This window comes from Natronococcus sp. (assembly GCF_047921035.1).
Classification (GTDB): domain Archaea; phylum Halobacteriota; class Halobacteria; order Halobacteriales; family Natrialbaceae; genus Natronococcus.
Window position 1 is genome coordinate 1 of record NZ_JBLRWX010000052.1, and the last position, 6,646, is coordinate 6,646.

A 6,646-nucleotide genomic window follows, 5' to 3' on the forward strand; every position below is an offset into this window, starting at 1 on the left:
CCGTTGGCTACTGGCTCAGGTCTCGATCAGGGACGCGATCCCCTCCCGGACGATCGTCCCGCAGTACGAACACCGAACCCCGTCGTCGACGACCTCGAACCGCGAGTCGACGGGTTCCTCGCCGGTCGAGATGCAGCCGTCGTTCGGACAAGAGAGGACGCCCACGACGACGTCGGGGCGCTCGACGCGGTGTTTCTCGACGACGTCGTACTCCCGGACGATGTTGATCGTCGCGTCGGGCGCGATCAGCGAGAGCACGTCGACCTCGTCCTGGCTCAGCTCCCGACCCTCGACCTTGACGATGTCCTTGCGGGCGAGCCGGTCCGAGGGGACGTTCATCCCGACGGAGATCTCCTCGCCCTCGCTGCCGTCGATGCCGAGGATCGCGAGGACGTTCAGCGCCTGCCCGCCGTTGATGTGGTCGATGACGGTTCCGTTGCGAATCTTGCTGACCCGCAGCTCGTGCTCGCTGCGGTCGTCGCCCCCGTTACTCATCGCCAACACCTCCGTTCTCGCTCAACAGGAGATCGAGCAGCGCCATCCGCACCGGCACCCCGTTGTGGGCCTGCTCGAAGTAGGCGGCGTACTTCGTGTCGTCGACCTCGGGGGCGATCTCGTCGACCCGCGGGAGCGGGTGCATCACCGTCAGGTCGTCGCTCGCGGCCTCGAGCGTCTCCGTGTCGATCCGGTACTCGCCCGCGACCTTCCGGTACTCCGACTCGTCGGGGAACCGCTCGCGCTGGATCCGGGTCACGTAGAGGACGTCCAGATCGCCCAGCACCGCCTCGAGGCTCTCGTGTTCACGGATCCCCGTTCGGCCGCCCTGTTGCTGGTGGAGGTCGTAGACGACCTCCCGTGGGAGCTGCAGGCTCTCCGGGCTGACGAAGTGCTGGCGGGTGTCGAAGTTCGACAGCGCGTAGGCCAGCGAGTGGACGGTTCGGCCGTACTTCAGATCGCCCATGATGCCGATCGTGATATCGTCGAGTCCGGCGTTCTCCCGAATCGTGTACAGATCGAGCAGGGTCTGTGTCGGGTGCTGTCCGGCCCCGTCGCCGGCGTTCAACAGCGGCACGTCGACGAACTCGCTGGCCATCGTCGCGGCGCCCTCCTTGGGGTGGCGCAGGACGAGCGCGTCGGTGTACCCCTCGATCACCCGGACGGTGTCGGCGAGCGTCTCGCCCTTTTTGACGCTCGAGGACTCGACGCCTCCCATGTCGACGACATCCCCGCCCAGGCGTTTCATCGCGGTCTCGAAGCTCATCTTCGTTCGCGTGCTCGGCTCGAAAAAGAGCAGACCGAGTAGGGCCCCGGCGTGACGATCCGCGACGGCCGACGGATCGGCCGCGATCTCGGCGGCCCGGTCGAGGACGGTCTCGATGTCCGCCCGCGAGAGGTGTTTGCTCGTGATCACGTGGTCGTGGCGCATCTCGTTGGATACGGGGCCTGCGAACCCCTTGAATCTCCCTGTTCGCGGGGAGAAAAGCTATACCGTCGCTGCCACAACCTCGCCGACCGCATGGCCGATCGGCTCCGGACCGGGATCGACGCGCTGGATCGCAAGCTCGAGGGCGGCCTGCCGAGGGGGGCGCTCGTCGCCTACACCGCCGACCCCGCGAGCCAGTCCGAGCGCCTGCTGTACGAGCTGACGGCCGCACGCGAGACGCGATACCTCTCCACCGAACGGTCGGTTCGGGCCGTCCGGTCGGCGCTCGAGGTAGCCCCCGCGACCGTCGGCGAACCGGCGATCGAACGGCTCCCGACCGACGGGCTCGAGGACGCCTCACGGGCCGTCGCCGACCTGGGCGAGGAGCGGCTCCTGATCGTCGACACGGTCGACCGCCTCGAGCGGACCGATCCCGACACCTACGTCGCGTTCCTGAACGAGCTGAAAGAGCGGCTGCTCGAGACCGACGGCGTCGCGGTTCTGCACTGTCTGCGCGGCACCGAATCCGAAACCCGGAGCCGAACTCTCCACGCCGCCGACGCGGTCTTCGAGCTTCGTACCGACCGCGTAGGGGGTCGCCTCGAGACCGCTCTCTCGGTCCCGAAGTTCCGCTACGGCGGCCAGCCCGCGGAGGCGATCACGCTCGAGCTGACCGGCGAAGTCACGATCGATACGAGCCGAGACATCGCATGAACGTCCGCTTCCGACGGCGAGCCGCGGTTGTCCTCGAGCGATGCGGCAGCCGGAGGACGACACGTGGACTGGAATCGGTCGGTTTAGGAAACGGTCACGCGTGTACGGTTGTTCAACGAACGAACGTACCCGGAAACGTGGGTTTATGACCCCTCTCGTACAGGCACGGTAACATGGATCGAAGGGTGGTGACTCGACGCACCGCACTCGCGACGATCGGGGGCACTGCGATCGGACTGACGGCGGGCTGTCTCGGCGGAACCGACAACGAGGACGTTCTCGGGGATCCGGAGTACGTGGAGGGACGTTCGGACCCGGGTGGCGTCCCGATGGAGGAACTACCCGATCTGAGCGGGGAACTCACGGTGTACTCCGGTCGGAGCGAGCCCCGAATCGGAGAACTGATGGAGTACATCGAGTCGGAGTACGACGACTTCTCGCTCGAGGTGCGCTACGACGACACCGCCGACCTCGTCGGCGCGATCGAGGCCGAGGACGAGACGCCGGCGGACGTCTTCTACGGGAGCGAGAGCCAGTCGATGACCGATCTGAAAAACGACGGGTACACGGTCGAACTCTCGGGGGACGTCCTCGATCACGTCGACGAGGGATCCCGCGATCCCGACGGCCACTGGATCGGGTTCACGAGGCGGTACCGGGCGGCCGCGTACAACACCGAGGCCTACGACGCCGACGACCTTCCGGACGACATCTTCGCGTACGCCGAGGACGACCGGTTCGCCGGCGACATCATGTGGCCCCCCGATCAGGGATCGACGCAGGCGTTCCTGACGGCGATGATCGTCGTCCACGGCGAGGACGAGGCCCGAGAGTGGGTCGAAACCCTGACGAACGACCAGGACGCCGAGATCTCCCCGGGCGGGGACAGCGGGCTGGCGCAGGCGGTCACCGACGGCGAGGTCAGCGTCGGACTCACCAACCACTACACGCTCGCCGACAGCCCCGGCGACGCCTACGACATCACGTTCACGAGCGGCGACGCCGGCGCGATGTACAACGTTACCGGCGGGACCGTCATGGCCGATAGCGACGATCAGTCGACGGCGAAGGCGTTCGTCGAACACCTCGTCTCCGCGGAGGCCCAGGAGTACTTCGCGACGACGACCTGGGAGTACCCGACGATCGACGGCGTCGAGCCGATCGAGGAGGTGCCCGCGACCGACGAGTTCGAACCTCCCGAGTTCGACCTCAACGAGCTGGCCGATCCCGAACCGGCCCAGGAGATCCTGCGGGACGTGGGCGTGCCGTTCTGAGCGGCTCCGTCCACACCCATGTCCTCGCTTTCCTCCTTCGAGGCCGTCGACGACTACCCGGACGACGAGCGCCGGCGCCGCGAGGACGACGCGGACGACGAGGACGACGAACGGACGCCGGTCGGGCTCACGCTCCTGGCCGGCGCGGTCGCCGCGACGGTCGTGATCCCGGTGGTCTGGATCGCCGTCGTCGCACTCAGCGTCGACCTCGAGCGGGCAACCTCGATCGTCCTCCGCCGGGGGATGCTCGACGTGTTGCTCAATACGGCCGTCCTGATCGTCGCAGTGACGACGCTGTCGGTACTGATCGCGGTGCCGCTCGCCTTCCTCACCGTCCTCACGGACCTCCCGTTCAAGCGGTTCTGGATCGTCGCGCTCTCCCTCCCGCTCGTCGTCCCCAGCTTCGTCTCCGCGTTCTCGTTCGTCTCCGTCTGGGGTCCTCAGGGCCGGCTGCAGTCGCTGCTCGCACCGCTCGGCGTCGAGTCCCTGCCCGAAATCTACGGCATGCCGGGGACCGTGTTCGTCCTCACGCTGTACAACTACCCGTTCGTCTACCTCACGACGATCGCGGGGCTCCGGGCGCTGGACAAGACCTACGTCGACGCCGCCCGGAGCCTCGAGACCGGGATCCAGGGCGTCTTCGTCCGGATCGTCCTCCCGATGGTGAAACCGGCCGTCGCCGCGGGCGCGTTGCTCACCGCTCTCGAGACCGCCGGCGACTTCGGCGTTCCCGCGATCCTCCGGCTCAGCGTGTTCACCCGACAGATCTACCTCGAGTACAACGCCCTCGCCCACGACTACGCCGCGATGCTCTCCCTGCATCTCGTCGCGATCACGCTCGTGATTCTCCTCGTCGAGTCCCAGGTCCGCAGCCACGAGCGGATCCACGGCAGCGCCCGGGGGAACTCGGGTCCGTACACGATCCGGCTCGGTCGCTGGCGCTGGCCCTCGCTGATCGTCCCCGCGGCGATCGTCGCGCTCGCGATCCTCGTCCCGATCGGATTCCTGTTCTCCTGGCTGCTCACCGGGCCGGACGCCTACGCCGGCAGCTTCGGGTTCGAACTCGGGTACGCGATCAACTCGGTCTACGTCTCCGCGCTGGCCGCGGTCGTCGCCGCCTGTCTCGCGCTCCCGGTAGCCTATCTCGCCGCTCGACACCGCTCGCCGCTCTCGGGGATCCTCGAGCGAGCGACGTACATCGGCTTCGCCGTTCCCGGCGTCGTCATCGGGCTCAGCCTCGTCTACTTCGCCACCCGCTATCTCCCGTCGGCCTACCAGACCGTGCCGCTCGTGGTCTTCGCCTACGTCGTGCTCTACCTGCCGCTGGCCGTCGGCTCGACCCGCACGGCGATCCTCTACGTCAACCCGAAGTTCGCCGAGGCGGCTCGCTCGCTCGGCAACACGCCGTTCCAGGCGTTTCGACGGATCACGCTCCCGCTCGTGTTCCCCGGACTGGTCGCCGGCGCGGCCCTGGTCTTTCTTCACGGGATGAAGGAGCTACCGGCGACGCTGCTGCTCCGGCCGATCGGGTTCGACACGCTCGCGACGTTCATCTGGGCCGCGGAGCGAAACGCCTACTACGGCTACGCCGCCGTCCCGGCGCTGGTGCTCGTCTTCCTCTCCGGGCTCTCGATCCTCGCGGTGGTCTCCCGGGAGTACCCCGAGACGCTGGCGGCCCTCCGGAAGTGGCGACGGGACCGCGACGTCCCGGGCGACGGGGACGAACCGCTCCCCGGTCCGGACGGGACGAGCGATCGGGCCGTGATGGACGGCGGGACGACCGTCGACGGCGCGAGAGCGGGCTCGAGCGGGGGCAGTGCGGACGGCGAGGCCGACTCCGGGAAGCGGGAGGTCGTCCTCGAACTCGAGGACGTCCGAAAGCGCTACGACGGCCGTCCCGCGGTCGACGGGATCTCGCTGTCGGTGCGCCGCGGCGAGATCCTTACCCTCCTCGGGCCGTCGGGCTGCGGGAAGACGACGACCCTGCGGCTGATCGACGGGCTCGAGCGCCCCGACGGCGGGACGATCCGGATCGACGGGGAGACGCTCGCGGACGGGGAGACCTACCACCCCGCCGAGGAGCGCGACGTCGGCATCGTCTTCCAGGAGTTCGCGCTCTTTCCCCACAAGACGGTCGCCGAAAACGTCGCCTTCGGGCTCGAGGACGCCGACGACGAGGAGCGAGCGAACGCAGTCGCCGAGCTGCTCGAGCTGGTCGGTCTCTCGGCGTACCGCGACAGCTACCCCGACGAGCTCTCGGGCGGGCAGAAACAGCGGGTCGCGCTGGCCCGGTCGCTTGCGCCCCGCCCCGAGGTGCTGTTGCTCGACGAGCCGCTCTCGAACCTCGACGCCGGGCTCCGAGCCCGGATGCGAAACAGCGTCCAGCGGATCTTAGAGGAGGTCGACGTCACCGCCGTCTGGGTCACCCACAACCAGGAGGAGGCGCTCTCGGTCGGCGACCGCACGGCCGTCATGAACGCCGGCCGGATCGAACAGCTCGCGTCGCCGCGAACGATGTACATGGAGCCGGCCTCGCGGATGGTCGCCGACTTCCTCGGGCGGGGCGACTACCTCCCCGGACGTCTCGCCGACGGCGTCGTCGAGACGCCGATCGGACGGTTCGACGCCGACCGCGTCTCCCTCCCCGAGACCGAACGGGCGGTCGAGGTCCTCGTCCGCCCCGACGACGTCGCGATAGCGCCGTCGTCGACCGGCGACGGACGGATCGTCGGCCGCCAGTTCAACGGGGAGACGGTCCGCTACCGGATCGAACTCGAGGGTGGCGAGCGCGTCTCGAGTCGCCAGTCCCACGACGACTGGTACGACGTGGGAACGTCGGTCGACGTCTCGGTGACGGCGACCCACGCGCTGCCGGCGTTCCCGCGGGAGTAGCCGCAGTATCGGACGACTCGATCGGAGAACTGACCATCGTATCAGTAGTGGGTAATACGGTTTCGTTATTCAGTCCGGTCCGTGAATCTGAACCGGTCGAATCGTTATGTAGAGAGTGCAAACTGACCGCCGAAGGTTCTGCCAGTTGCGAGAGATGTTTCGCTATTCGTGTTCGGTTAACACTGACAGTAATATTCGCAGGTGGGTCGTGGTCTCCAACCGACCAGTGGTGAACCCGAATTCGTCTATTTTGAACCAGTGATTAGATGTCTGAAGGACGGCGAATCGGCGCTTTCGTCCTTAACTGAACACGAATGCTTGCACGTCGTAGTGTTCAGAATTA

General features: G+C 67.4%; 5 protein-coding genes. 3 read left to right on the forward strand and 2 right to left on the reverse strand.

The features are described from left to right. Window positions 1-15 precede the first annotated feature (15 nt). On the reverse strand, window positions 16-495 hold the full coding sequence (gene pyrI, locus ACNA7R_RS11740) for an aspartate carbamoyltransferase regulatory subunit (RefSeq protein ID WP_416283751.1): 480 nt from the start codon (window positions 493-495) through the stop codon (window positions 16-18). Continuing rightward, window positions 488-1,426, reverse strand: coding sequence for an aspartate carbamoyltransferase (pyrB, locus tag ACNA7R_RS11745; protein WP_416283752.1), 939 nt, complete (start codon window positions 1,424-1,426; stop codon window positions 488-490). Before pyrB ends, pyrI begins: the two co-directional genes overlap by 8 nt. A 90-nt stretch (window positions 1,427-1,516) precedes the next feature. Between pyrB and ACNA7R_RS11750 the strand changes: the two genes are divergently transcribed. The 3 genes from ACNA7R_RS11750 (at window position 1,517) to ACNA7R_RS11760 (ending at window position 6,303) form a co-directional block, all read left to right on the forward strand. Beyond that, entirely contained in the window at window positions 1,517-2,137 is a 621-nt protein-coding gene (locus tag ACNA7R_RS11750) for an RAD55 family ATPase (protein WP_416283753.1), read from the forward strand. A 173-nt stretch (window positions 2,138-2,310) separates the two neighbouring features. Further along, a complete protein-coding gene (locus ACNA7R_RS11755; protein ID WP_416283754.1) occupies window positions 2,311-3,411 on the forward strand; it encodes an extracellular solute-binding protein in 1,101 nt (366 codons plus the stop codon). Window positions 3,412-3,429: 18 nt separating this feature from the next. Further along, window positions 3,430-6,303 carry an ATP-binding cassette domain-containing protein gene (locus ACNA7R_RS11760; RefSeq protein ID WP_416283755.1) on the forward strand — a complete coding sequence of 958 codons (2,874 nt, stop codon included), beginning with the start codon at window positions 3,430-3,432 and terminating at the stop codon, window positions 6,301-6,303. The last annotated feature ends 343 nt before the right edge of the window (window positions 6,304-6,646 follow it).